Source organism: Aerococcus kribbianus, assembly GCF_026805545.1.
Taxonomy (GTDB): Bacteria; Bacillota; Bacilli; order Lactobacillales; family Aerococcaceae; genus Aerococcus; species Aerococcus kribbianus.
The window spans coordinates 810,947-837,915 of the sequence record NZ_JAPRFR010000001.1 but is presented as its reverse complement, the minus strand read 5'-3'; the positions used below and the strand labels follow the sequence as shown (position 1 = coordinate 837,915).

Sequence of the window (26,969 nt, the reverse complement as noted above, 5' to 3'; positions counted from 1 at the left end):
TTATGAAGAACGATTATACTATTGGACTAGATATTGGAACTAACTCGGTGGGTTGGTCAGTTATTAAGGATGACTTGACCTTGGTTCGCAAACGAATGAAGGTTAAAGGGAACACTGACATCCACCATAAGAAGAAAAATTTCTGGGGAAGTCGTCTCTTTGACGCAGGTGAAACTGCTGAAAGTACTCGTTTAAAAAGGCAAGCTCGTCGTCGCTATGAGCGTCGTCGTTTTCGATTAAAATTGTTGCAAGGTTTTTTTGCCCAAGAAATGGACGCTATTGATTCCGATTTCTTTCAGCGGTTAACGGATAGCTTCCTGATTCCAGAGGAGAAATCTTCTGATGCTCATCCAGTATTTGGATCTTTAGAGGAAGAAGTTGCTTATCATGACAACTATCCAACCATCTATCATTTACGTAAGGCTTTGGCTGATTCAGAAGAACAATTTGATTTACGTCTTGTTTATTTGGCCTTGGCGCATATAGTCAAATATCGTGGGAACTTCCTTGTTGAAGGAAAACTAGATTTGAATAATGTTTCAATTGTTGACACTTTTCGAGCTTTTATTGAAAAATACAATGAGATTTTTGCGCCACTTGATCAAAATGTCGACTGGACAGAAAGCCAAGTTGCAGAAGTTGATCAATTATTACGGCAAAAAGTATCTCGAACCAAAAAATTTGAGCGCATTATTGACCAGTTCGAAGCAGTAAAAAAATCCGATACCTTTGCCTTATTCATTAAATTAATTGTAGGAAATAATGCTGACTTCAAAAAAGCATTTGATTTAGAAGAAAAGGCACCGTTAAATTTAAGCAAAGAAACTTATGAAGAAGACTTAGAAGCCTTATTAGCTATTATTGGCGAAGATTATCGAGAATTATTCCTAAGAGCCAAAGCAGTTTATGATGCCATGGAATTAGCGCAAATTTTGAGTGCGTCAGACCACCAGACTAATGCCAAACTATCTGCTCAAATGATTGCTTTCTATGACCAACATGGAGAAGATTTAGCGAAGTATAAAGCCTTTGTGCGTCATCATTTGCCTAAAAAATATAAGGAAACCTTTAATGATTCTTCTAAGAATGGTTATGCGGGCTATATTGATGGCAAAGCCAGCCAAGAAGATTTTTATAAATTTGTTGGCAAACAAATTAAAGGGATTGATGGGGCAGAATATTTTGAAGACTTAATGGATAGAGAACTTTTCTTGAGAAAACAACGTTCCTTCTATAATGGAGTCATCCCTCATCAAGTTCACTTAGCTGAAATGCGCGCCATTATTGACCAGCAAAGCCAATTTTATCCTTTCTTAAAAGAATATCAAGATAAAATGGAATCTTTAGTGACCTTTAGAATTCCCTATTATGTGGGACCACTAGCTAAAAATAAAGATCAAAGTGAGTTTTCATGGTTGTCACGAAAATCTGATGACGCGTTAATGCCATGGAATTTCTCAGAACTTGTTGATTTAGATCAATCAGCCGTTAAATTTATTGAGAATCTGACGAATTATGATACCTACCTTCCTGACGAAAAGGTACTTCCGAAACGGAGCCTGCTCTATCAAAAATATACTATATATAATGAATTGACTAAGGTTAGTTATACCGATGAACGAGGCGAAAAACATAATTTCTCTGGTGAAGAAAAACAAGAAATCTTTAATGGTTTATTTAAACAACATGCCAATGTTAGTGAAAAACAATTAATCAAATTCTTAGAAAATAACTACCATATGGATTCACCAATTATTGAAGGTATTGATAGTAAATTTAATGCCAACTACTCTACCTATTACGATTTGGCCAAAATTCCAGGTATGCGAAATCTGTTAGATGACCCACAATATGATGCTATTCTAGAAGAAATTGTCAAAATTATTACTGTCTTTGAAGATCGTAAAATGTGCCAACGTCAATTAGAACAATTTAATGATATCTTGGATTCTAAAACAATTAAAGCTTTATCTCGTAAACATTATACGGGTTGGGGTCGTTTATCAGCTAAATTAATCAATGGCATTCGCGATGAAGCCAGCCAGAAAACCATCCTAGATTTCTTGATTGAAGACGATGGTAGTCCACGTCATCCTAATCGAAACCTTATGCAATTGATTAATGATGAAAACTTATCTTTTAAAGATACGATTAAAGAACATCAAGTAGTGGACTTAGATCAATCCTTTGCGGACATTGTTGCTGACTTACCTGGTAGTCCAGCTATTAAGAAAGGTATTCTCCAAAGCCTTAAGATTGTCGAAGAAGTGGTCGCTATTATGGGTTATGCACCTAAAAATATAGTAGTAGAAATGGCACGGGAAAACCAAACGACTGATTATGGTAGACGGCAATCGAGACAACGCCTCAACAAATTACAAGATGTTGTCAAAGAATTAGGTAGTACTATTCTAAAAGATTATCCGGTTGAGAAAAATGAAGATCTTAGAAAAGACCGACTTTATTTGTATTATTTACAAAATGGGCGCGATATGTACACTGGTGCAGAGCTTGATTATAATCAATTATCCAATTATGATATTGACCATATTATTCCGCGTAGCTTCACAACGGACAACTCCATTGATAATAAGGTTTTAACCGCGTCTAGTGACAACCGTGGTAAATCAGACGATGTGCCGAGTTCGACGGTTGTTAATAAACAAAAGGGCGTTTGGCAACGTCTATTAAGAGCAGGGGCAATTAGTCAACGAAAATATGATAATTTAACCAAAATCGAACGTGGCGGACTAACTGAAGGAGACAAGGCACACTTCTTGAAACGCCAATTGGTCGAAACCCGTCAAATTACCAAACATGTGGCTAATATATTGGACGAACGCTTCAATGGCAAAGAAGAAAATAATGAGAAAGAAACCAAGATTATCTTATTAAAATCAAGTCTAGCCAGCCAATTCCGAAAAGAGTTTTCTCTCTTTAAGGTACGGGAGGTTAATGATTACCATCATGCCCACGATGCTTATCTAAATGCAGTGATTGGTACTAAGCTCTTAGCCATGTATCCTAATTTGTCAGATGAATTTGTCTATGGCAATTACCGTTATCAAAGCAAGCGAATAGCCAATCGAGCAACTGCTAAAAAAATTCAAATGACTAACCTAATGAAAGGCTTTACTGAAGATAGAATCAGTGATGAAGAATCAGGTGAAGTATTCTGGAATAAAGCTCAAGATATTAAAACCATCAAACAAGTCTTAAGTTCAAAACAAATTAATATCGTTAAGAAGGTTGAAGAAAATACAGGGCAACTCTACAAAGAAACCATTCAACCAAAAGGGGATTCCGATAAATTAATTCCTATTGCGAACCATTTGAATCCTAAATATTATGGTGGATTTATTGAAGAAAGCAAAGCGTATTTTGTTATCGTCAAACATAAGAAGGGTAAAAAAGGCCAAATAAATTACACTGGCTTTGGTGTGACGCATTTAGATAGACAAGCCTTTGAGGAAAATCCAAAAAGTTACTTGGTGGCAGTAGGTTTCCAATCCCCTGAGGTTATACAAAAACTTAAATTTTATTCCTTACTTGAATTTTCTAATGGTGAGCAACGGTTGATTACTGGTGCTAGTAAAGCAACAACTAATGGTGGGGAATTACAAAAGGCAAATCAAATGGCCTTACCACAACACTTAACAAACTTTGTCTATCACCTTCATCACTATGATGAGATTGAATCACCAAAAAGTTTTGAAATAGTAAATGCTAATCTATCAATGTTTGATGACTTACTAACGCTTATCCTAGATTTCGCTGATCAGTACATCGATGCTGATGCAAATGTTGCTAAAATAAAAGCAGCTTATGATAAGTATCAAATCACTGATGTTAAATCAGTGAAAGAACTAGCCGAATCATTTATTTCCTTATTTACCCTAACAGCGGCAGGAGCACCTAGTGATTTCAATTTCTTAGGCCAAAAAATCCCAAGAAAACGTTATACGAGTGTTAATCGTTTAGAAGAGGCAGAAATTATCTATCAGTCAATTACCGGTCTCTATGAAACACGAGTGGAATTAGGTGAGGATTCATGGGATGGCGGACAGTAGTTGTTAATACCCATTCAAAACTGTCCTATAAGAACAACCATCTCGTCTTCAAAGATGCTTATAGGACAGAGCTCATTCATTTATCTGAAATTGACCAATTGATTCTAGAAACAACGGATATCACGCTGACAACTATGTTGATTAAGCGGTTGGTAGATGAACAGATATTAGTGATTTTCTGTGATGATAAACGGTTACCCAAAGCTTTGTTATCTCCTTTCTATGGACGATACAATAGTTCTAGTCAACTGAAGAAGCAAATGCTCTGGGCTGATAACTTAAAGGATAAGGTATGGACTGATATTGTAAAGCAAAAAATAAGCAATCAAGCACAATTTTTATCTGATTTAAATGATCACGAGCGGGCAGAGCGATTATGTGAATTTAGTATGAATTTAACCACTAAAGATCCAAGTAATCGCGAAGCCCATGCGGCTCGTCTCTATTTTAATGGCTTATTTGGTAATCAATTCTCCCGGCGGACTGATTCTGATCTTAATGCTAGCTTGAATTATGGTTATACCTTATTAATGAGCATGTTTGCTCGTGAAATTGTCCTTAATGGTTGTGTCACTCAATTGGGACTTATGCATACCAACCAATTTAACGAATTTAATTTTGCTAGTGATTTGATGGAGCCATTTCGAGTGTTGGTTGATGAGATTGTTTACTATCATCGTGAAGAAGAATTTCCGCTTGTTAAACGAGATTTGTTGGAGCTGTTTTCTCAAACATACTCTTATAAAAATAAGAATATGTATTTAACTAATATCGTCAGCGACTATACGAAACGAGTAATTAAACACTTAAATGCTGATGAGGAAAGGATTCCTGAATTTAGGATATGAGTTATCGATATATGCGACTATTGTTAATGTTTGATTTACCTACTCTAACTGCAGATGATCGGAAAAATTATCGTAAATTTCGCAAGTTCCTTTTAGATGAAGGCTTTATTATGCATCAGTTTTCGGTATATAGTAAGATTTTTCTCAACGATACAAATAAGAAATCTTTAGTTGATCGTTTGCAAGCAAGGGTGCCTAGTAATGGACTGGTGACTTTATTGAGTGTGACAGAGAAGCAATTCGCTCGTATGATTTATTTGTCTGGAGAAAGGGATACTCGGATAGCCAATAGTGATAGTCGAATTGTTATTTTAGGTGATGATAGTGATGAAACTTAATATTGAGATTCTTGATCAACCGCTAAGTATCCGCGGGCAAACGATTTTTACGATATTGGATACCAGAGTATTCGCGCAATTAGTGGAAGCATTTTATAATTATGATTCTAATGGTCAGTTAAAACTATTCTTTGATAATCAAGACCGCTTATCAGAAAATGAAGTGATGTTAATTACTGATATCTTATCCTATAATTTAAATTCTACTCCCGTTTTGAAAGCAATTTACCAAGACTTGGAAAGACAGTTGAATGAAGATTTAGAGACAAAAACCTTTATCGAAAAAGTGATTAGTGATGTTGCTATTGTGTTGAAAGACCTAACAGTGACTCATGAACTAGATATTAGTATTAATGAGCCTGATATAAAACATGTGTTTAAAGGATTCGATTTGCGATTAAATGATGATGTCAAAACAATATTCGATACTATGTTGTCGATTTTGGACGTTTATCATTATTTACCTAAGAAAAAATTGCTAGTCTTTATTAATGCTTTGTCTTATCTGACTGTGGGTGAAAAAGAATCATTGCAAGAAGAAATTTCCTTGCGACAGATTGATGTTTTGTTTATCGAGCCACGTAAAGTTGCTGGAATGACGCAATATTTGTTAGATGAAGATTATTTTCTATTTGAAGATATGGTATAATAGAGATGAGAAAAGTTCTTTGAAAAGTTAATAATGAGTACTGTTCAAGACGGAAACCCAGCTGTGGGTGAATGGCGCGATTACGAAATTTCCAGCTGCGAGGTTTTAGAGCTGTGTAGTTTTGAATGGTACTAAATCAATAAACTTAATGTAACAGCAAGCACAGTCAGTTTTAGAGCTGTGTAGTTTTGAATGGTACTAAATCATCAATCCTTTAGTTACTTTACACAGTTTAGTTTTAGAGCTGTGTAGTTTTGAATGGTACTAAATCCTTTTGAGCCGAGTATCAGCGCACCCTTATGTTTTAGAGCTGTGTAGTTTTGAATGGTACTAAATCCTTTTTTCCAGTAACTCGTCCAATCTTCTTGTTTTAGAGCTGTGTAGTTTTGAATGGTACTAAATCCGCCAAACAGTTGACTAAGGTCAAAAGTTTGTTTTAGAGCTGTGTAGTTTTGAATGGTACTAAATCCGTGGGCTTCCGCCCACACCTGACAAACGCTGTTTTAGAGCTGTGTAGTTTTGAATGGTACTAAATCTTAAATCAATTCGAGTATATTTATACCTGTTTGTTTTAGAGCTGTGTAGTTTTGAATGGTACTAAATCTGATTCGAACACCAATACTGCAAGCAACTCGTTTTAGAGCTGTGTAGTTTTGAATGGTACTAAATCTTCAGCGAGTTTAAATAGTGTATCTTGTAAGTTTTAGAGCTGTGTAGTTTTGAATGGTACTAAATCAGTGACAACGATGGAGTCTATTGGCCAATAGTTTTAGAGCTGTGTAGTTTTGAATGGTACTAAATCTTATGGCGAATTGTGGAGGCCATGCGGTCTGTTTTAGAGCTGTGTAGTTTTGAATGGTACTAAATCCGCTTCAAAAAATTGCCGTTGTTCATCTGCGTTTTAGAGCTGTGTAGTTTTGAATGGTACTAAATCTCCCCTCAGCAGTCTCACTAACTTTGTTATGTTTTAGAGCTGTGTAGTTTTGAATGGTACTAAATCAAGAAAAGTTTTATATGCGCTTTAAGGTGTGTTTTAGAGCTGTGTAGTTTTGAATGGTACTAAATCATTTGCTCATAGACTAATCGCTGCTTAGCTGTTTTAGAGCTGTGTAGTTTTGAATGGTACTAAATCTTTAAGTAAAGTTAAAACAAAAGTCGTCTTGTTTTAGAGCTGTGTAGTTTTGAATGGTACTAAATCTTGTTTTGATGATTTGAGTTTTATTAAACCGTTTTAGAGCTGTGTAGTTTTGAATGGTACTAAATCTTATGCTGGTGATGGCGTAATGCTTCATGCGTTTTAGAGCTGTGTAGTTTTGAATGGTACTAAATCCTGAGTTTTACTCATTTCCACAAAAATATGGTTTTAGAGCTGTGTAGTTTTGAATGGTACTAAATCTTAAATCAATTCGAGTATATTTATACCTGTTTGTTTTAGAGCTGTGTAGTTTTGAATGGTACTAAATCTGATTCGAACACCAATACTGCAAGCAACTCGTTTTAGAGCTGTGTAGTTTTGAATGGTACTAAATCTTCAGCGAGTTTAAATAGTGTATCTTGTAAGTTTTAGAGCTGTGTAGTTTTGAATGGTACTAAATCAGTGACAACGATGGAGTCTATTGGCCAATAGTTTTAGAGCTGTGTAGTTTTGAATGGTACTAAATCTTATGGCGAATTGTGGAGGCCATGCGGTCTGTTTTAGAGCTGTGTAGTTTTGAATGGTACTAAATCCGCTTCAAAAAATTGCCGTTGTTCATCTGCGTTTTAGAGCTGTGTAGTTTTGAATGGTACTAAATCTCCCCTCAGCAGTCTCACTAACTTTGTTATGTTTTAGAGCTGTGTAGTTTTGAATGGTACTAAATCAAGAAAAGTTTTATATGCGCTTTAAGGTGTGTTTTAGAGCTGTGTAGTTTTGAATGGTACTAAATCATTTGCTCATAGACTAATCGCTGCTTAGCTGTTTTAGAGCTGTGTAGTTTTGAATGGTACTAAATCTTTAAGTAAAGTTAAAACAAAAGTCGTCTTGTTTTAGAGCTGTGTAGTTTTGAATGGTACTAAATCTTGTTTTGATGATTTGAGTTTTATTAAACCGTTTTAGAGCTGTGTAGTTTTGAATGGTACTAAATCTTATGCTGGTGATGGCGTAATGCTTCATGCGTTTTAGAGCTGTGTAGTTTTGAATGGTACTAAATCCTGAGTTTTACTCATTTCCACAAAAATATGGTTTTAGAGCTGTGTAGTTTTGAATGGTACTAAATCTATCAAGTGCTGACTGATAATGATTTTACAGTTTTAGAGCTGTGTAGTTTTGAATGGTACTAAATCTATTGACCGTTCAATTAATATGACGGGTGAGTTTTAGAGCTGTGTAGTTTTGAATGGTACTAAATCAGTTGATGATATGTTTAATCATAAAATCATGTTTTAGAGCTGTGTAGTTTTGAATGGTACTAAATCGAACATTTACGGTTCCAGAAATCGAAGATAGTTTTAGAGCTGTGTAGTTTTGAATGGTACTAAATCTGACAATAGCAATCAACGGCACATGCTTACTGTTTTAGAGCTGTGTAGTTTTGAATGGTACTAAATCTTCACCGACTGATTTGATAGCTTCCTTGGCTGTTTTAGAGCTGTGTAGTTTTGAATGGTACTAAATCCCATAGCTCATATAAATCACACCCATTTCTTGTTTTAGAGCTGTGTAGTTTTGAATGGTACTAAATCAGCGGTCACTTGATCATATCCTTAAAGTAAAGTTTTAGAGCTGTGTAGTTTTGAATGGTACTAAATCTCTTATACGAAAAAGGAGAGATAAACTAAAGTTTTAGAGCTGTGTAGTTTTGAATGGTACTAAATCGAATTAAACCGCCGAATGGCCACACAAGCTGTTTTAGAGCTGTGTAGTTTTGAATGGTACTAAATCTGCAAAGCCCTCTAAGGTGCTTCCGCCCTCTGTTTTAGAGCTGTGTAGTTTTGAATGGTACTAAATCTTAAAAATGTCAATGGTCAGTTAAGCGGTAGTTTTAGAGCTGTGTAGTTTTGAATGGTACTAAATCTGACTGGAAGAAATATCGGGGTCGAGTTCTCGTTTTAGAGCTGTGTAGTTTTGAATGGTACTAAATCCTAAACGGTTTACCTATGACTCAAACGCTTGTTTTAGAGCTGTGTAGTTTTGAATAATAATATTTTTGGAAACCCGAGAAATTTTCTCGGGTTTTTCTTTTTCCTGAGCGCAACACTTGGTTAATCCAGCGAAAAGTATTATTCTAGTAAGGTCGTCAAACGACGAGTAAGGAAAGAACTAGGATGTATATCTTTTTTATCTGGAAAGGAAATTAGCTATGGCAACCAAGAAAATCAGTGAGTCACGAACGATCCGTACAGTGTTAGCAAATCCACGAGATGCGAATTCGCGAAACAATACGCATGGTGGTGTTTTGGCCTATTGGGCAGATGATACGGCTGGTGCGTGTTTCAAACGTCACACAGGATATGGTGGGGTGACGGCTTCTTTTAATTCCGTTAATTATCTGTCCCCAGTGGATACAGGAGACATTGTTACAACGGAGGCCATTATTACCGGGACCGGGAACCGGTCAGCTGAAGTCTTTGTGCAGATTTATGTTGAGCGCGGTGAAACAAACCAAAGAATTCTGGCCTTTACCGCCTTTGCGACTTGTGTGGTTCTTGCTCCTGATGATTTCCAAATGCCTCAGATCCAAGCAGAAACCGCCATTGAAGAACAGTTGCTGGCTGGTTATGCCCAACGGAAAGCCCGGATTAAAGAAGAACGCCAAAGTTTTGCACCGACCTTAGAGGTTTTGCAAGCCCGTGTTGAAGGTGAAAATGACTAATTCATATATTAGAAAACTCCCTCTAAGTAAAGACTTTAGAGGGAGTTTTTATGTCGCTTGTTTTTCTATTCGTTTAATTTCAGTTCTTGTTCCATCCGGGCTGCTTGGCGTTTGAAGAGCAATTCACCTTGACGAACAGAGGCAAGGCAGTCTACGCGGCGTCTTTGGGCGTCGAAGGGAGAGTTCGCATCGAGGACGATATAGTTGGCAGAATTACCCACTTCGATACCGTAGTCGTCAATTTGCATGAGTTGGGCGCCGTTATAGGTGATCAAATCGAAGTTACGTGGGAAGTCTTCTTCACGCATCAATTGGCTGGCGTGGATGCCGTTATCAAGGACATTCATCAAATTACCTGAGCCGGCAGGATACCATAAGTCAACAATGGAATCTTGTCCAAAGGCGACATTGATCTGGTTGTCGACAAATTCTTTGACCCGGGTGAGACCACGGCGTTTAGGATAGCTGTCTTGCCGGCCTTGAAGGAAGAGGTTTTCTGTTGGGCAGGCGACAAAGTTTAATCCTGATTGTTTGAAGAGCCCCATCATACGGAAGGCGTAGGCGTCGTTGACTGAGCCAAATGAGCAGGTATGGGAAGCGGTGGTTGACTTGCCGTATCCTTGTTTCATCGCTTCGGCATTGAGGGCTTCTAGGAAACGGGCTTGGTCATCATCGGTCTCATCACAGTGGACATCGATGAGTTTGTCATAGGCGATAGCTAAACGAACAATCTCCTTAACAGATTGGATGCCGTCATCACGGGACCATTCATTGTGGGGGATGCCACCAACACAATCTGCTCCGAGTTGTAAGGCTTCTTCAACGAGATCACGACCAGACTTGCCGTCTTCATAGTAGGAATACATTCCATTTTGTGGAAAAGCGACCACCTGGATCGTAATTTTGTCTTTGAGTTCGTCTCTTACTTCTAAGGCTGCCTTGATACCACTCAAGTTAGGATCGGTACAGTCGGTTTGGGCACGGATGTACTGGGTCCCATAGCTAGCCACATCGTGCACTGCTTGGTAGATCCGTTGTTTCATTTCTTCTTTAGTGGTGCCTTTTTTGTAGTCATTCCATAAATCGATGGCTTCGAACAGAGTGCCGGATTCGTTTTTGACCCGTTCGTCTTGGCCAGTGAAATAATAGTCAAGATGGAGGTGGGAGTCCACATAGGGCGGCAAGATAAGGCGACCTTCTAAGTCGATAGTCGTGTCGGCATTGGGTAGATTGTTGCCAATGGCTAGAAACTTGCCATCCTCAATTAAGACTTCTGAGGCATCGGGATGTTTGTAAATTTTGGCATTGATTAATTTTTTCTTCATCATAAGACCTCCTAGTAAATATATCATATTCACTATACCCCTATTTATGCTAAATTTCTAGAGGGTCCAGATTTTTGGCAATCTTTATTTTTGTGTCAATTATATTGACAAAGCAGTTAGCCTTGGCTAAGCTTATTTTGAGTTTTAAAGGAGGTCGTTTAATGAAATTTTCTCATATTCATCATATTGCAATAATTGTATCTGACCTGGAAGCGAGTAAAAATTTTTATTGTGAACACTTAGGTTTTACAGTGATTAATGAAAATAAACGACCTGAAAAAGCTGATATTAAATGCGACTTGGTGCAAGGCGATTGTCATTTGGAGTTATTTGTTAAGGCTGACGCTCCCAAGCGACTATCTTATCCAGAAGCTTTGGGTTTGCGTCACTTGGCCTTTAAAGTTGATGATGTGTCAGCATGCGTCGCCGACTTGCTTAGCAAAGGCATAAACTGTGAACCGGTTCGTTATGACAGTCAAGATTACAAAGCCATGACCTTCTTCCATGATCCGGATGGCTTACCGATTGAAATTCATGAGTAAAAAAGGATGAGATGAAATGCGGGAGCTCCGAGCTGTTGGACTAAAGTGTGACGGATAGGTGAAGCCTATCCAAACGTCTTTAGGAAACAGTCGAAGGAGTTGCATTTCAGAACTCGACTAAAAAGGATGTGAGTCAATCGCGTTAAGGGACGGACCATATCGGAATGAGACAAAAAATAGTGAAAGCTATTTTGATGGCTTATTCAGAAATGGACGCCGGCCCTGCGATTGCGAGCTCGACTAAGCAGGGTGTGATGAAAAGCGTTAGGACGGAAACGTATGTCAGTCCTGTTTTTCAGAGCCCAACTAAGAGATAAATGTTCATTCAACGCAAAAAGCTGGGCATTTTAGCCCAGCTTTTTGAATTTATTGGAATTTTGACTAGTCTGATTAAACAAACAACCAGTAAACAATTGGAGTGGCAATAATTAATGATAAGACCACTCGTTCAAACCAAATAATCAGGTAATCTTTTAGTTTCAAGGGGATATCAGTCGACATGATACAAGGAATTGATGCAGAGAAGAAAAGAATCTCTGAGATACAAACAATAGCAATGACGTATTGGACTACTGGATCGGCATCTACAACCAATAATGAAGGTAAGAACATTTCCGCGATGCTTAGGGAAGCTGCTTTGGCAGCTAGCATGGGTTCTGGTAATTGGAGCAACCAGGTAAAAGGATAGAAGATATAACCCAATATATCGAAGAACGGCGTATAGTTTGCAATGATTAGGGCAATAATTCCAACCGACATAAGGGATGGCGCAATTTTTAGTGCCATATTGAAGCCATCTCTAAGATTAGAAAGCACGTTTTCGCCTAAGCTAGGAGCGCGGTCTGCAACTTCCATGGCTTCTTCCCAAGCGGCTTTGAAGCGATTGCCTTGTACATCCTGTTCCACCTTACCGGCTTGGCCTTCAAAGTAGTTTTCTGGGAAGGAAGCGAGTGGATAGAGACGTGTGGTTAAAATAGTGACAGTGAAGGTCACTATAATTGTGGTCGTGAAATAAAGTAGCCATTGGTCCATGAGTCCAGCGGTTTTAGCCACGATAATCATGAAAGTAGCAGACACAGTAGAAAATCCAGTCGCAATAATCGCAGCTTCCTTGTCAGTATAGCGTCCTTCTCGATAAACCCGATTAGTGAGTAGAAGGGCGATCGAATAAGACCCAACGAACGAGGCAACGGCATCGACTGCTGATCGACCAGGTGTTTTGAAGAGCGGTACCATGATAGGACGCATTAACACCCCGATATATTCCATTAATCCATAGCCTACAATAAAGGCAAGAAAGACAGAACCAATGGGGATGATCGTGGTAACAGGGACGACGATACTTTCGAAGATAAAGGGAATCATATCATCAGCTAATAAAGCTTGAGGACCAATCTTAAAGAGATAGAAGATTAAGAAAGGAATCGCTGTTAATTGGATCAAGGATAAGACCATGGTGACTTTATCTTTGTTCCAAGTTTTCCTTATAAAGGGGAGCAAAGTTCCGATGATAATAAGTAAACTCCCATAGACTAACTCAAACATGGGCACATCACGAATAAGGGATACCAAATGGTCTAGGGGAATGGAATTAACTGCAGCAATTTCAATAGGAACGAAGAACATAAAAATGCCAAACAAAGAATAAATAATAAATCGAAAAGCATTACGTGACTGTCTGTTCATAGCGATGACCTCCTTAGTCTGCTAGACCATGATTTTAAGTTGTAAAATAGCAATTAAAGCTGTCGATAAAGAAAAAGCCCTTGCTTAAAACGGCTTTTATGAGGGACAGATAAGACAAGTGTATTAATTTCTTGATACAAGACTGAAAATGGGCAAAATGCGCTAACGGTTCGCTTGTATTCGGTTACATATATTTTAGCATAAAATTTAATTATTTTACATCCACACATTAAGGAAAATTTAATTATTTTATTGGCATTCTGTGACCAATCGCGGTATTCTTTAAGCAAGAATAGAAAGAAAGAGACGGTAGCCATGGCCAGTATTTTTGATCACGGTCCACATACAAGTCGTCAGGGACCCAATAAACTCTACCAGCGTCTTGCTCTACGCTTTACGGCAGATTTTTCCCGGTTGACAACACAAGTATTTAAGGTCAGTAAATTCATAACAACAGAAGGCATTAACTATCGACAAGTTTTGATTTCTTCACCGTTAACTAAAGGTCGTTGGATCCGTTTGGCTATTTATGAACCCGCCCAACGCAAGAATAAGGGGCCAGTCCTCTTGTGGCTCCATGGTGGGGGCTATAGTTTAGGGGTACCAGAGCAAGACTTACGTTTTGTGAAACAATTTATTGCAGCCCGAGACTGCACCATTGTGGCCCCTGCCTATACTCTATCAACTAAAGAAGGGTATCCTGCTGCCATAGAGGATGCCTATGCGACCTTGTTATGGATCAAGCATCAGACGGATTATTTAAATGCTCGCTCAGACCAGATAATGGTGGGAGGTAATAGTGCGGGCGGATCTTTGGCATTGGCCTTAGTGATTGCAGCTCGCGATTTAGGACAGGTAAAAATTGCCTTCCAGATGCCCTTGTATCCAATGATTGACGATCAAATGCTGCGTGCCTTAACCCCCATGCGACAGCGAACACCGACTTGGATGATTAAAGTGAGTCAATTGGTTTGGGCCTTGTATTTAGGTGAGGCGTATGGCAGTCAAACCATTTCCTATTATGCCTCACCCATTCGTTTGGATGATTACCATAACCTGCCACCAACCTATACCTATTTAGGGACAATCGAACCCTTCTATGATGGGATTATTTCCTTTATGGAGCGTTTAATCGCAACCGGAGTGCCAGCAGATTATGATGTTTATCCGTGGTGTTTCCATGGCTTTGATATTTTATGGCCGTCATCACCGCAATCACAAAAAGCGGCTAAACGATTACTTAATCATTTTATCTACGCCTGTGACCATTATTATGCCCCGCAAGGCGACAAGGAGGAATAATTTATGGCAGAGCTTTATTTAGCTGGTGGCTGTTTATGGGGAGTTCAACATTTCTTGTCTAGTCTACCAGGTGTGACCTCTACTGAAGCGGGTCGAGCGAATGGAACGACGCAAACTTTGGAAGCACCCTATGATGGCTATGTTGAGTGTGTTTATGTCGTTTACGACCAAGATCACTTATCCATGGAAAACTTACTGACGGAATTTTTTACGATTATTGATCCTTATGCTATAAATCAGCAAGGGCCTGATGTGGGGCCTAAATATCGTACTGGCATTTATAGTGAAGACCCAGCCGTATTGGCCCAAGCCCAAGCTTTTATTGATGCTCGTGAAGATGCTGACCAAATTACGGAGGCCAGAAGACCATTATTTGTGTGCCATTCCGGATGCTCTGTTAAACAAATTTCGTTGATTCGCCACTAAAAATATGGAAAGAAGGAATGACGATGTCAAGCCCAGCCGAAATTAAAAAAATGGAAGAAATTTTGAACCAACAAACTGACTTGCTCGCTCAAGTCAACCAGGTCTTAGACCATTATGAAGCCTTACAAGAGGACTATCAAAAACTGAAGACCTACTATAATAGCGAGGCCTATTTTGCGGATCTATCAGCTGATGCCCAAGGCGATTTACCGGCTGATCTCCCTCGTGGTGTCCTTAGCGAAGATGCTGTTTATGATCTTATGGGTGACCAATACCAATTGGCTATTCGTCTCTTGGAATTAGGGACCGAGTTGGTAAAAAATTATTAAAGGAAAAAGCAGCTAAGTTCAGGACTTAGCTGCTTTTTATTTTGAAAAAATGGCGTAAACTTTAATGATTTGAGATCAAGTGTTGCTCAGGTTTCTTCCAATAAGCATATAGGGTAAAGACGGCGGCTAACAATAGTGATGGCAGCAACCATTCAAAGGCCACTTGGTTGAAAGGCAGTTGGTAGGTGAAGGCTGCAATGTGTGGTAAGAGATTGAGACTAGTCATCTGACCGAAGAGGTTAATGGCTTGGATAAAACCGATTAATCCAGCACCGATAACGGCTCCAATATAGGTTTCCCGGTAACGAATTTTCTTATCAAAGATTGAAAAGAGAATCAGTGTCATAATAATCGGATAAATGGCGGATAGGACCGGGACGGCAATATTGATAATTTGGTTGACTCCAAATAGAGAAATAGTAAATTCCACCACTGCAGCAATGATGACTAGGCTAGCGTAAGAAATCCGTTTGTTGACTAGGCCGTAGAAGTAGCTAGCAAAGACTGACGTCAGGCCAACTGCTGTGGTTAAACAAGCTAAGGCCACACAAATCCCCATCGCCAAACGACCTGATGATCCTAGGAGCATATCGACCATCTCAATTAGAATAAGAGTGCGGTCGTGGTCAGGACCGAAGTAGGCTGAGACATGAGCACCCGCAAAGGTTAATGCGCCGTAAACCAAGGCAAGAAGAACAAAGGCCAATAGTCCTACCCAGCGACCAGCTTTGACTTGGTCTTCACGTTTCGTATAACCGCGGCGAGTCAAATCGGTGACTACAATTCCGGCCATCAAAGGTGCACCCAAGGCATCCATAGTTTGGTAACCCTCTTTGAAACTTAAGGAAAAGATATGGTCAACTTGGCTGGCCACGGGTGCTGTTGGAGGATTGACAATAGCAGCAATACTTACGACAGCAAGGATTAGTAGGAGGGCCGGTGTTAAATATTTACCAATGGCATCGACTACCTTACTCGGATTAATCGCGATGTAGGCCGTGATGCCAAAGAAAATCAACGAAGTGACCCACTGCGGGCTCTCGGGAAAGAAGGATGCAACCAAAATTTCATGGGTCGTAGCTCCCGTCCGAGGTACCGAGAATAGCGGTCCAATGAGTAGGATAGCGATGGCAGATAAGGTTTTGGCGAAATTAGGATGAATGCGCCATCCCAAGTCATCCGCCCGACCACCTAGAGAGATGGTGACTAAGACCCCCAAAATAGGGAAGAAGGGATCCGATAAGATGAAAGCCAAGGCGGCAGTCAACCATGAGTCACCAGCAATGACACCTAAATAAGGAGGAAAGATTAAGTTCCCAGCCCCAAAAAATATAGCAAATAAAGCAAATCCACAAACGATAATATCTTGTTTTTTAATAGTCATAATTTTCCAACTTCCTCAAGACTTATAAATATGGGATTAATCATACCACATTAAGAAATGATGAGAAAGAGTGAAAATAAAAAAGAGTGTGACAAATTACAACGGCCAAGAAAGATTAAAAAAAGTGAAGACACGCCCCCTTTATGAGTGCGTGTCTTTGCAATAACTTCATTTTAATTTAGACAAATTTTCTAATAATAGGTTTGAGGGCATGGCTGACGGTGATGGCCATGACAGCTTTGATGATGTCACCAGGGATGAAGGGTAACATGGTGAGGCTTAGGGCGCGGCCGATGCTGACTGGTGCGTCCATTATAAATTGACTAGCGAAGATAAAATAAGACACCCCAAACAAGTAGATAATTAAGGAAGCCACTAAGCAAGCCCAAGCTTGCGGCCCAGGCCAGCTGGAACGCACAGCATAGTTTTTGACGTGCTGGCAGAGATAAGCGGCAGGAATGTAGCCGATTATAAAGCCAAATGATGGCGATAGGATACTTGCAGGTCCGCCTGAACCTTGGGAGAAGACTGGCAAGCCCACTAATCCGGCCAATAAGTAGACTATAGTAACTAGGCCAGCCTCTTTAGCGGGTAAGATTAGTCCAATCACTAAGACAGCAAAGGTTTGCATGGTAATTGGCACGGGACCGAGAGGGATGGCGAGTTGGGAACAAACAATTAGAGTAGCTAGTAATAAGGCCATAAGGGTAAGTTTGCGGGTAGACATCATTGACACTCCTTTGATTAACGATTGGTTTTTGTTTACAGTAAATAAGAAAAGCAGAGTTTTGCAGGTAATATGAGCTTAATCATGGGCAAACTGCTGACTCGATAGGTGAAGATTATCCTTGCTGAAGGTTAATACTTGCCCGTCACTCGCTTGGATACGTAAATGGCCAGAGTCATTGATCCCCAAAATTTTTCCGCGGTTCAATTTCCCGTCGTATTCAAAATCGACCACCTGACCAATGCCCATTAGATGCTTTTGGTAGTTAGTTAGAAAGTGCTTATCTGCTAAATTTTCATGGTAATAGGCAATTCTATTGACCAGCTCAGCAATAAATTGATTGAGGTTAAACCCCTCTGGCAGGTCACTACCAAAGAGGGTACCGGCCACTTTTTGCACATCGGGACTGGCCTGGTTGAAATCGCCCGCTAGGTTAAGTCCACAGCCAATAACGAGCTGCTCAATGGACTGACTTTCAATATCAGCGATGGCCTCACATAAGATGCCGACGACTTTACGTCCTTGATAAAAGAGATCATTGATCCATTTAATTTTTAATTGATTAGGCGAGGCGACATATTTAGCCAAGACTTCGGTAAGGGCGGTGGCTGTTAATAAGGTATAGAGAGGGATGTCATCTGGGTTTTGGCTGTGAGGTGGAATCGCCAGGGAAAGATAAATGCCATGAGCCAAGTCAGAAGTAAACTGACGTCCATAGCGGCCACGCCCTGCCGTTTGTTTCTTGGCAATAAACAGGGCTTGGCTATCTGGATTTTGGCTGAGATAAGTTTTAGCCTGGTTGTTGGTAGAATCTACCACATCATTGACCATAACTTTTAAATCGGGCCAGTTAGCTAAGTAGTAACGGATTTGTTTGGGATCCAAATCAGTACGACAAGCCGTTAAGCGATAGCCGGCTCGTGACGATGAAATAGTATAGCCTTGTTGGCGTAAGTTTTCGCAAGCCTTCCAAATAGCATTGCGCGATACCTTAAAATAATCAGCAAGTTGCGGGCCGCTAAGCCCCTGGTCATTCTGCATTAAATAGTGTAATAATTCTTCTTCTAACATGGTGATCCTCCTATATGATAGTTTTATTATAGAGCCGTACGGCAGGGTGGTCAACCGAATATCTATTTTAGTTGACGAAAAAAACAGTGAATAAACAATCCACTGAATAGCAGTTATCTTAGGGCTTCGGTAAGGTGATTTTCTTACCTATATAATTACAGCAAAGAATTGTTTTGCGCCTAGCAATTTGCTAAACTAGAACAGTTGAGCCTTGTCTGTTTAGATTAGGACAGCTTAGCTTGTTTACAAGGCTTTGGAGCAAGCGATAAAATTATGCTTTTTACTTGGCCTTTTGGTCACAGTAATTATTAGGAGATAAGAAAATGTCAGGAAGACGAATACAGTCGATTAATCAGATTATGAGTATTGCCTTTGCTTATGTGGGTATCTTAACGGGAGCTGGTTTAGCCACAGGACGGGAAATGCTCCAATATTTTGTGAGTTTTGGTGCCATTGGTTTAGCGGGTCTAGCTGCCATCACTATTTTACATATGCTGTTTGCGAAATGGATTCTGTCCTTTGGGTCTTATTATCAGGCTGACCATCACATGGAGGCCTTGGGGGCGATGTCCAATCCTTTTGTCGCTAAATTATTAGATTGGTCCTTAGTTTTCGCCTGCTTGGTAATGAGTTTTGTTTTAATTGCAGGTGCGGGGGCCAACCTTCACCAACAATTTGCCTTTATACCGGCTTGGTTGGGGTCTTTGGTCTGTGCCTTGGCCATTATTGGGGTGTCCTACATGGATTTCAACAAAGTGACGGCTGCCCTAGGGATGTTTACCCCCTTAATACTGATTATGTTATTGATTGGTTTGATTTATATTTTGGCAGGGGACCCGATTAATTGGTCAGCACAATTTGCTTATGCGAGCGCAGTACCCACCTCCCTGCCTAATATCACCTTATCGACAATCAATTACTTTGCCTTATGTTTAATGAGTTCGGCGTCTATGCTCTTTGTCTTAGGGGGGAATATTATTGGGTTGGATAATGCGCAAAAAGGGGGACTATTAGGAGGACTCTTAACAGGAATCGTTTCTAGCTTGGCTTCAGTGATCCTGTATGCCAAAATTGACCAGATCGCTGGAGCGGATGTCCCTATGCTTGCCTTTATGACTGGCATTCATCCCTTACTTGGTCTAGTGATGTGTGTGGTAATTTTCGGGATGATTTTTAATTCGGGGATCTCTGTGTGTTATGCGATGGCCAGACGCGCGGCTAATGGGAGTCAACGCCGTTTCCACCAAGTAATTATAATCATCGTTACTCTGGCTTATATCCTTAGTTTTGTTGGCTTTACTGATTTGGTAGCCTTTATGTATCCTGTTTTGGGTTATGTGGGCATGGCTTTATTAGTCACCATTGCTGTGGCCTGGTTACTCAATAAAAGACAAATTAACCAGGAAAAAACGGTACGTAATGAATTGTATGCAATTATTGCACCTTATCGTAATGGTAAGGGGGACCTCTCATCAAGGGATAAAGATAAGCTGAGTCAGTTACTTTCAGCTTCCGTAGCTAACCCCCAACGCATCATGCAAAGTATCCGCCAATTTATTCATCGCGAAGATTAATTTAATAAAAGGGTGTGACAAAAGTCCCACTCTTTTTTTCTTTCTATATAATACTTCTTAAGATTGGAAATTTATTTGGGCAGAGCCTAGCCTTAAGCTTTTGTTCAGGTATGCACAAAAAATGTACTAGATTTTTACTCTATTTATCAGTAGAATGGAAGTGTTATGGTTGTGTGGAAACAATCGATAGAAACAATTTAATATTACAGAGAGGGAGAAATTGTGAATAATACGAAACTCTTATCATTTAACAAGACTTTGAGTATTGCCTTTGCCTATGTTGGAATTGTTACTGGTGCAGGTTTGGCAACTGGACGGGAAATCGTTCAGTACTTTGTGAGCTTTGGCTATACCGGAATTTTTGGCGCCATTGCTATTTCTGTTTTGTTTATGCTTTTCGGGAAATGGATTTTATCTTTAGGGTCGCTCTATCAATCAGAGAGCCATATGGAAGTATTTGAGGATGTGTCACATACTTGGATTGCTAAGATTTTAGACTGGTCTTTAGTTTTCTGTTGTTTTGTTATGTCCTTTGTAATGGTTGCGGGAGCAGGATCTAACCTGCAAGCACAATTTGGAACCCCTGCTTGGGTAGGCTCATTGATTTGTGCTGCTTTAATTTTAGCCGTATCCTATATGGATTTTGACAAGGTAACTGCTGCCTTAGGGATTTTTACACCAATTATTTTAATTATGCTATTGATTGGTTTGGTGACAGTAGTGACTGGTCCTGATGTGAATTGGACGGCAATGTTTGCTCAAGCAGAAGCCCTACCAACGACTTTACCTAATATTTCTTTATCAGTGATTAATTATTTAGCCATGTGCTTGATGACTGGTACATCAATGTTATTTGTTTTAGGTGGACAAATTGTTGGGATTTCCAATGCTGAACGTGGTGGTGTTTTAGGGGGCTTCTTCGTAGGCGTAATCTCTTTAATTACGACGATTTTGATCTTTTCTAAGATTGATGTGATTGGTAATGATCCAATTCCAATGCTCACCTTTATGACCGACATCAATCCATACCTTGGTTTGGTGATGTTTATTGTCATTTTTGGAATGATTTTCAATACTGGTTTTTCAGTTTGTTATTCATTAGGAAAACGGATTGCTGGTGAAGACGATAATAAATTTAAGAAAGTAATGCCCATTATCGTGGTGGTGGCCCTCCTATTGAGTTTATTTGGTTTCACTGAGTTAGTCGCCGTAATGTATCCATTACTGGGTTATATCGGAATCCTCTTATTATTGACGATTGCTATTGCCTTCTATGGTGCCCGTAAACATATCGCTCAAGAAAAAGGGGTACGCGGTAAACTTTTCGCTCTACTCTTAAAGCGGGCTGATGATAACAAAGATTTCACTGCTAAAGATGCTAAACATTTAGACAAATTGGCGGCTGATTCTTATGGAGATGATAATAGTATCGTGGAAGAATTAGAAGAAGTCGTAGAAAACTTAGATGATACAGAAGAATAAATGGGCGTATATTACGAAAAGGCTGGGAATTTTGTCCCAGCCTTTTTGCTTTATATGAATAATTATCTTTAGCTCGTCCCTTACCGCGATTGGCTCACATCCTTCTAGTCGGGTTCTGAAAAGCAGGGCTGACGTTCGTTTCCCAAAAGTCTTTGATAGCTAGTCGCTATCTACAGCCTTTTGGTCCAACGATTCCGTCCTAACGCTTTTCATCGCACCCTTTTAGTCGAGCTCGCAATCGCAGGGCCGGCGTCCATTTCTGAATGAGTCCTCAAAATAGCTTTCACCATTTTTGGCCTCTTTCCGATATGGTCCATCCCTTACCGCTTTTGCTCACATCCTTTTAGTCGGGTTCCCAAAGTCAGAACAGACTGCCTTTCCTAAAACTCTCTGATGGCCGTTTGCCATCTTTCACGTTTTAGTCTAAGGCTTCTGTTCTTAACGACTTTTGTCGCACCCTGTTTGTTGAGTCACAATTGATTTTCCGGTATGGTTTATTAATAATGAGAGTTGTTTATTAATGAATGAGAGACGAGGATATTTATGACGAAAATGACGACCCAATCAGGGAAACACTTCGACTTGGAGACTGTTAATCCTGAGTTAATTGACATTGAAGATATTGCTCATGGATTGACCTTCCTCTGTCGAGCAAATGGCCATACCTGCCTCTTCTATTCTGTGGCCCAACATTCTATCGCTTGTGCCCGAGAAGCCATTTGTCGTGACCATAGTCAGGTTGTGGTATTAGCCTGCCTTTTGCATGATGCTAGTGAAGCCTATATGGCCGATATTAGCTGTCCCTTGAAGCAGCATTTGCCCCAATACTTGCAATGGGAAGGGAAGTTGCAATCTACTATTTACCAACATTTTCTGGGCCGCTTGTTAACTAACGAAGAATACAACCAAGTTAAAGCCATTGATAATCAGATGTTGTCTTTGGAATTTCAACAATTAATGCCGGAAGCAAAGGACCAGGATTATCAATTATTATTAAGGGACCATACTTGTCAAGTCGAGCCTTTTAACGATGTAAAAGCTGAATTTCTAGCCCTCTTTGCAGATTATTGTTTATGAGTAAAGGGTTTGATCATGTTTATAGGGGCGGATTGTATCCGACTCAACCTAGTCGAGGAAGCTAGGGATAGCTTCAATGGTGTTAACAAAACCAATGCGCGAGAAATCATCTTGGCTAAGGAAACCTTCTCCTACCATATGTTGGAAAAAGTTTTGTAGACCATCATAGTAACCGTTAATATTTAGAAAAAGACAAGGGTTGGAAGTTTGTCCTAGCCGAGCCCAAGAAATGGCTTCAACAATTTCTTCTAAGGTGCCTGGACCTCCAGGCAAGGCGATACAGACATCAGCGCGATCAATCATGGTTTGCTTGCGACTGGACATAGAATCGACACAAATAAATTCACTGATTTCATCATGGGCGATTTCACGCTCAATAAGAAAATCAGGCATAACCCCAGTTACCCGGCCACCATGATGCAAACAAGCATCCGCTAAGGCGCCCATTAAGCCCACATTACCGCCGCCATATACGAGCTCGTGATTATTTTTGGCTAACCATTGGCCTAGTGCTTGGGCTTGCTCTTGATAGATTGACTGGTTACCACTAGCGGCCCCACAATAAACTGCAAATTTCATCTTATTCACCTTCTGTTCTTGAATCGCTAACATTATACGGGATATAATAAGAAAAAACAATTCATGACTTCACTTCTCGTTATTGTATCCCCTTGCTAAGGTCCTATCTGATATGTTTAGCTCATAAGGAGTCTGTTTATGTCAAACTACCAAGAATTTTACCGCCGCATTAGCCGTCCATTCCGACACTCGCAAAGGGCGTGCGCTGTTTTACGCACTTTAAATCAAACAATTACCCGCCTAATGTATGTATCTTATCCTTTTTTTCTAATTTTGTCGGCTTGGCAGAAGGGCATAAATTGGACTTGGTTTTTGTATGTCTTGGTACCGGCTGGAGGCCTACTATTAGTAAGTTTATTACGATGGCTAATTGCCCGGCCGCGTCCCTATGAAATTGAGGGGATTGAAGCGTTGATTTCACGTAAGGGCAAAAGGGACTCTATGCCTAGTAAACATGTCTTTTCTTCTGCTTTAATTTCTTTAACTATCTTTAGCCTTTATCCTATTTGGGGCATGGTGTATTTAGTTTTGACTGTGCTATTGGCCAAATGTCGTGTCGTTTCGGGTGTCCATTATCCTTCTGATGTCCTAGTATCCCTGATTTTAGCTTATTTTATGACTTTGTTGTATTAATTTTCACGTCGTTATTTATTTGAAAGGATGACCAAGATGAATAAACATTACGATAATTATTTGGATCTTAATCTGGAAACGCAAATAAGCGATTACCAAGAGGGTTACTATTATTTTGCTGATACTGTTTTTTATGGTGAAAAGGGCGGACAAGAAAGTGACCAAGGGACGATTAATGGCCATGAAGTTTTGGATTTGAAATGGGACGGCGATCGTCTAGGCCACCGAGTGGATGCTGAATTAACTGATCCTATTAAAATGGTAGTGGATCCTAAGACTCGGGCCATTAATACGGCTGTGCAAACAACTTTCCACCTCTTGGATGGTTACTATGAAGACTTAGGGATTAAGGTTACTGCTGTTCATGCGAATCCTGACCATCAGTGGTATGAAATCGACCAAGAGTCTGTTTCTGTTGATGACTTAGGGGCGGTGGAAGACTTTGTCAATAGAGTCATTCGTGAAGAGGTACCAGTAAGCTTTACCTACCAATCAGCTGCTGATTATCCTAATCCCTTTTACCAACAATTTGATTGCTTGCGTTTAGTTCATATTGGCGATTATAATAGCCAACCCTGTGGCACGCCCCATGTTAATCATACGGGCCAGATTCATTCCTTCGCCATCTTAGGCTTAGAGAAAGGAAAAAAAGGAACGACTCGTATTCGGATTGCTGTAGAAGGGGTAGTCGCCCAAGCGCTTGAAGAAAGTTATCAAATTTTATCAGACTTAGGGAAACAATTAGACATTGGTAGCAACGACTTAGTGGCCAAGACGGCGGAGCTAGTGGCTAATAAAAAAGCGCAGAAGAAAACTATCAAAGCCTTGACCAAAGAATTGCATGCCTACCAAGCACAAGAAATTTTAGCTCAAGGTCAAGTGGTGAATGATTTCCCTGTCAATTCAGACCAAGAAAACCAATCGGGAACTGATATCGGTGGCTTAGCTCAAATCTTGGGACAAAAAGCTCAGTTTGACCTGGCCTTGGTCACAGCGAGCCAAGAAGGCTTCCAATTTGCAATCATCTCGTCCCAAGGTCAGGCTCGTCACTATTTCGATACCCTTAAATCGCGAGTGGATAATGTCTCTGGCGGTGGATCGCCTAAGGTAGTTACCGGTCGCACTAATCTGGCTAGCCGCCAAGAACTAAAAAATTTACTGGCAGAAATCATTAGCCAATAAAATTTTAGCTGAATAAGAAAACCCTTGGCTGCAATGAGCCAAGGGGGTTACTAAAAGGCTTCGTTAGGAACGAAGACTTCAATATGTTGGGGAAGGACTTTGATGTCGAGTGGGAGTTCAGGGCCAAAGTCGCCATCAACGATAGCACCATGATCTTTGTCTTCCTTGAGTGCTTTGATTTGGCAGGAATGACAACGAATGTAGTCTAGTTTTTCAGAGTTTTGAACACCTGTCGTTAAAACTTGTGAGATGAGGCCCATTTTCTCACCTAAATTAGTGGCTTCAAGAGCGACTAAGTTCAGGCAGCCGTCATCAATACTAGCTTCAGGAAAGAGATTTTGTAAACGTAACAGGGCATTACCCACTGAAACAACAATCAAACTTAACTGGGCTTGACTTTCCTCACCATCAATACTTATGCTAAAGTCAGTAGCTGAGTCATCGCCAAAAGCGGATAAGGATTCTTGGATATAGGCAAAGGGCCCCAGCTGGGTTTTGCTCTCTGCACTGACATCTTTAACAGAAGCCGCTAATACACCGGTGACTACACTAGAAACAAAGTAACTATCGTTGACTTGGCCAATGTCCATTTTACGCGTTTTAACATCAGCAAATTGTTGGATGGCTTGGTCATAATTTTTAGCGAAACCAAGCATAGATGAGGCGTTATTTACTGTCCCCAAGGGAACTAGCCCAACGACAGGACGATGGTCTTGGTTGGCAATCCCATTGATTCCCTCATTAATGGTCCCGTCTCCTCCTACTAGGTATAGTGCGTCATAGCCTTGCTCAGCACTTTCTTGGGCAAAGGCTTGGGCGTCACCGTCGCCGCGAGTTTGTTTAATGGTGACGGTATCATACTGGTCCATAATCACTTGGATGAGTTTACTAGTATAGTCAGGGCCACTTTCCTTACCAGAGGAGGGGTTAACAACAACCATAGCTTGTTTCATTTTCAAAACCTACTTTCTCAAACCATGTTTATTTTCTTAACTTAAGTGTAAAACATTTTTGCTTCATTTACGAATAAAACTACTATATTTATAGGAGGCAACCTATGACAATTAAAATGATTGCAACAGATATGGATGGTACTTTCCTTAAAGAGACCAACGATTATAACCGTGACCGTTTTGCGGACCTATATGCACAAATGCAGGCTCAAAATATTTATTTTGTCCCGATTTCAGGCAACCAATTTTACCAAATTCAAAGCTTCTTCCCTAATCAAAAGGAGGAGCTGACTATTGTCGGAGAAAATGGGGCCTTTATAGCGGAGCAAGGTAAAGTGTTGCAGACGGGTCCTCTGTCCCAAGAAACCGTAAGAGTGACCTTGGACTATCTAAAGGACCATCACTTTTATGATCAATTACTTATTGGTGGGGTCCAGTCAGCTTATATATGGCAAGAAGCCACTGCTGAAAGCAAGACAATGTTTGCTAAGTACTTCCATCGGATCAAAGAAGTGGCAAATTTTGACCATTTACCAGAAGATGACTTATTGAAATTTTCCTTTAATACTGATGAAGAAAAAACGCAAAATATTCTTGCCGACCTTAACAGTCTTCTTGGGAATCAAGTAGCCGCAGTTACCAGTGGTCATGGGAATATTGATATTATGCGCCATGATGTTAATAAGGGTACAGCCCTAGAATACTTACTAGACCGTTATGACTTGAACCCCTCAGAATTAGTGACATTTGGCGATGGCGGTAATGATGTCGAGATGCTTAAATTAGCCGACCATTCTTTTGCCATGGAAAATGCGAGTGCTGAAGCCAAGCAAGCTGCTAAATTTACAACAGACTCCAACCAAGAAGAAGGCGTCCTCAATGCCATTGAAAGCTTACTAGCCAAACAAGCTTAGGAAAATGAGTGACAATAATAAAGGATG

General features: G+C 40.0%; 22 protein-coding genes and 1 CRISPR repeat array. Of the genes, 15 read left to right on the top strand and 7 right to left on the bottom strand.

From position 1 onward, the window contains the following. Positions 1 to 2: 2 nt before the first annotated feature. The 5 genes from cas9 (at position 3) to OW157_RS03895 (ending at position 9,756) form a co-directional block, all read left to right on the top strand. A complete protein-coding gene (cas9, locus tag OW157_RS03915; protein WP_268752030.1) occupies positions 3 to 4,070 on the top strand; it encodes a type II CRISPR RNA-guided endonuclease Cas9 in 4,068 nt (1,355 codons plus the stop codon). Then, positions 4,052 to 4,918 carry a type II CRISPR-associated endonuclease Cas1 gene (cas1, locus tag OW157_RS03910; protein WP_268752029.1) on the top strand — a complete coding sequence of 289 codons (867 nt, stop codon included), beginning with the start codon at positions 4,052 to 4,054 and terminating at the stop codon, positions 4,916 to 4,918. The genes cas9 and cas1 overlap by 19 nt, the downstream gene beginning before the upstream one ends. Next, entirely contained in the window at positions 4,915 to 5,256 is a 342-nt protein-coding gene (gene cas2 / locus OW157_RS03905; protein WP_268752028.1) for a CRISPR-associated endonuclease Cas2, read from the top strand. Before cas1 ends, cas2 begins: the two co-directional genes overlap by 4 nt. After that, positions 5,246 to 5,905, top strand: coding sequence for a type II-A CRISPR-associated protein Csn2 (gene csn2, locus OW157_RS03900; protein ID WP_268752027.1), 660 nt, complete (start codon positions 5,246 to 5,248; stop codon positions 5,903 to 5,905). The genes cas2 and csn2 overlap by 11 nt, the downstream gene beginning before the upstream one ends. 102 nt (positions 5,906 to 6,007) lie before the next feature. After that, positions 6,008 to 9,091: a CRISPR direct-repeat array (repeat unit 36 nt; unit sequence GTTTTAGAGCTGTGTAGTTTTGAATGGTACTAAATC). 152 nt (positions 9,092 to 9,243) lie between these two features. Beyond that, positions 9,244 to 9,756 carry an acyl-CoA thioesterase gene (locus OW157_RS03895; RefSeq protein WP_268752026.1) on the top strand — a complete coding sequence of 171 codons (513 nt, stop codon included), beginning with the start codon at positions 9,244 to 9,246 and terminating at the stop codon, positions 9,754 to 9,756. A 65-nt stretch (positions 9,757 to 9,821) separates the two neighbouring features. On the opposite strand, the gene OW157_RS03890 is transcribed toward OW157_RS03895, so the two are convergent. Continuing rightward, positions 9,822 to 11,081 (bottom strand): amidohydrolase family protein, encoded by a 1,260-nt coding sequence (locus OW157_RS03890; protein WP_268752025.1) that lies wholly within the window; start codon positions 11,079 to 11,081, stop codon positions 9,822 to 9,824. Positions 11,082 to 11,242: 161 nt separating this feature from the next. On the opposite strand from OW157_RS03890, the gene gloA2 reads away from it, so the two are divergent. Next, entirely contained in the window at positions 11,243 to 11,623 is a 381-nt protein-coding gene (gloA2, locus tag OW157_RS03885) for an SMU1112c/YaeR family gloxylase I-like metalloprotein (protein ID WP_268752024.1), read from the top strand. A gap of 390 nt (positions 11,624 to 12,013) precedes the next feature. Here the strand turns inward: gloA2 and OW157_RS03880 are convergent, their stop codons facing one another. Further along, positions 12,014 to 13,309 carry a YjiH family protein gene (locus OW157_RS03880; RefSeq protein ID WP_268752023.1) on the bottom strand — a complete coding sequence of 432 codons (1,296 nt, stop codon included), beginning with the start codon at positions 13,307 to 13,309 and terminating at the stop codon, positions 12,014 to 12,016. Between the two features lie 315 nt (positions 13,310 to 13,624). On the opposite strand from OW157_RS03880, the gene OW157_RS03875 reads away from it, so the two are divergent. The 3 genes from OW157_RS03875 to OW157_RS03865 are packed head-to-tail and all read left to right on the top strand — an operon-like array spanning position 13,625 to position 15,366. Beyond that, positions 13,625 to 14,611 carry an alpha/beta hydrolase gene (locus OW157_RS03875; protein WP_268752022.1) on the top strand — a complete coding sequence of 329 codons (987 nt, stop codon included), beginning with the start codon at positions 13,625 to 13,627 and terminating at the stop codon, positions 14,609 to 14,611. Positions 14,612 to 14,614: 3 nt separating this feature from the next. Continuing rightward, positions 14,615 to 15,037, top strand: coding sequence for a peptide-methionine (S)-S-oxide reductase (locus OW157_RS03870; protein WP_268752021.1), 423 nt, complete (start codon positions 14,615 to 14,617; stop codon positions 15,035 to 15,037). 23 nt (positions 15,038 to 15,060) lie between these two features. Next, positions 15,061 to 15,366 carry a DUF4298 domain-containing protein gene (locus OW157_RS03865; RefSeq protein WP_268752020.1) on the top strand — a complete coding sequence of 102 codons (306 nt, stop codon included), beginning with the start codon at positions 15,061 to 15,063 and terminating at the stop codon, positions 15,364 to 15,366. A gap of 61 nt (positions 15,367 to 15,427) precedes the next feature. Here OW157_RS03865 and brnQ read toward each other — a convergent pair whose 3' ends face one another. From brnQ to OW157_RS03850, 3 genes are all read right to left on the bottom strand, one after another. After that, complete coding sequence (gene brnQ / locus OW157_RS03860) at positions 15,428 to 16,750, bottom strand: branched-chain amino acid transport system II carrier protein (protein ID WP_268752019.1); 1,323 nt, start codon at positions 16,748 to 16,750, stop codon at positions 15,428 to 15,430. A gap of 178 nt (positions 16,751 to 16,928) precedes the next feature. Then, the gene (locus OW157_RS03855) at positions 16,929 to 17,477 is read right to left on the bottom strand and encodes a biotin transporter BioY (RefSeq protein ID WP_268752018.1); all 549 of its coding nucleotides are present in this window, start codon (positions 17,475 to 17,477) and stop codon (positions 16,929 to 16,931) included. A 78-nt stretch (positions 17,478 to 17,555) separates the two neighbouring features. Beyond that, positions 17,556 to 18,548 (bottom strand): biotin--[acetyl-CoA-carboxylase] ligase, encoded by a 993-nt coding sequence (locus OW157_RS03850; protein ID WP_268752017.1) that lies wholly within the window; start codon positions 18,546 to 18,548, stop codon positions 17,556 to 17,558. A 323-nt stretch (positions 18,549 to 18,871) separates the two neighbouring features. Between OW157_RS03850 and OW157_RS03845 the strand changes: the two genes are divergently transcribed. From OW157_RS03845 to OW157_RS03835, 3 genes are all read left to right on the top strand, one after another. Continuing rightward, positions 18,872 to 20,122: a YkvI family membrane protein gene (locus OW157_RS03845; protein WP_268752016.1), complete on the top strand. Its 1,251-nt coding sequence runs from the start codon at positions 18,872 to 18,874 to the stop codon at positions 20,120 to 20,122. Between the two features lie 222 nt (positions 20,123 to 20,344). Further along, positions 20,345 to 21,604, top strand: a complete 1,260-nt coding sequence (locus OW157_RS03840) for a YkvI family membrane protein (RefSeq protein ID WP_268752015.1) — start codon at positions 20,345 to 20,347, stop codon at positions 21,602 to 21,604. Positions 21,605 to 22,147: 543 nt separating this feature from the next. After that, a complete protein-coding gene (locus tag OW157_RS03835; protein ID WP_268752014.1) occupies positions 22,148 to 22,681 on the top strand; it encodes a hypothetical protein in 534 nt (177 codons plus the stop codon). Positions 22,682 to 22,729: 48 nt separating this feature from the next. Here the strand turns inward: OW157_RS03835 and OW157_RS03830 are convergent, their stop codons facing one another. Further along, complete coding sequence (locus OW157_RS03830; RefSeq protein ID WP_268752013.1) at positions 22,730 to 23,260, bottom strand: LOG family protein; 531 nt, start codon at positions 23,258 to 23,260, stop codon at positions 22,730 to 22,732. 138 nt (positions 23,261 to 23,398) lie between these two features. Here OW157_RS03830 and OW157_RS03825 point away from each other — a divergent pair, with 138 nt between their 5' ends. Together OW157_RS03825 and OW157_RS03820 are read left to right on the top strand one after the other, a co-directional pair. After that, complete coding sequence (locus tag OW157_RS03825) at positions 23,399 to 23,893, top strand: phosphatase PAP2 family protein (protein WP_268752012.1); 495 nt, start codon at positions 23,399 to 23,401, stop codon at positions 23,891 to 23,893. Positions 23,894 to 23,929: 36 nt separating this feature from the next. Then, on the top strand, positions 23,930 to 25,075 hold the full coding sequence (locus tag OW157_RS03820) for an alanyl-tRNA editing protein (protein ID WP_268752011.1): 1,146 nt from the start codon (positions 23,930 to 23,932) through the stop codon (positions 25,073 to 25,075). 50 nt (positions 25,076 to 25,125) lie between these two features. Here the strand turns inward: OW157_RS03820 and OW157_RS03815 are convergent, their stop codons facing one another. Further along, positions 25,126 to 26,028: a diacylglycerol/lipid kinase family protein gene (locus OW157_RS03815; protein WP_268752010.1), complete on the bottom strand. Its 903-nt coding sequence runs from the start codon at positions 26,026 to 26,028 to the stop codon at positions 25,126 to 25,128. Between the two features lie 104 nt (positions 26,029 to 26,132). Here OW157_RS03815 and OW157_RS03810 point away from each other — a divergent pair, with 104 nt between their 5' ends. Continuing rightward, positions 26,133 to 26,942 (top strand): Cof-type HAD-IIB family hydrolase, encoded by an 810-nt coding sequence (locus OW157_RS03810; RefSeq protein WP_268752009.1) that lies wholly within the window; start codon positions 26,133 to 26,135, stop codon positions 26,940 to 26,942. The last annotated feature ends 27 nt before the right edge of the window (positions 26,943 to 26,969 follow it).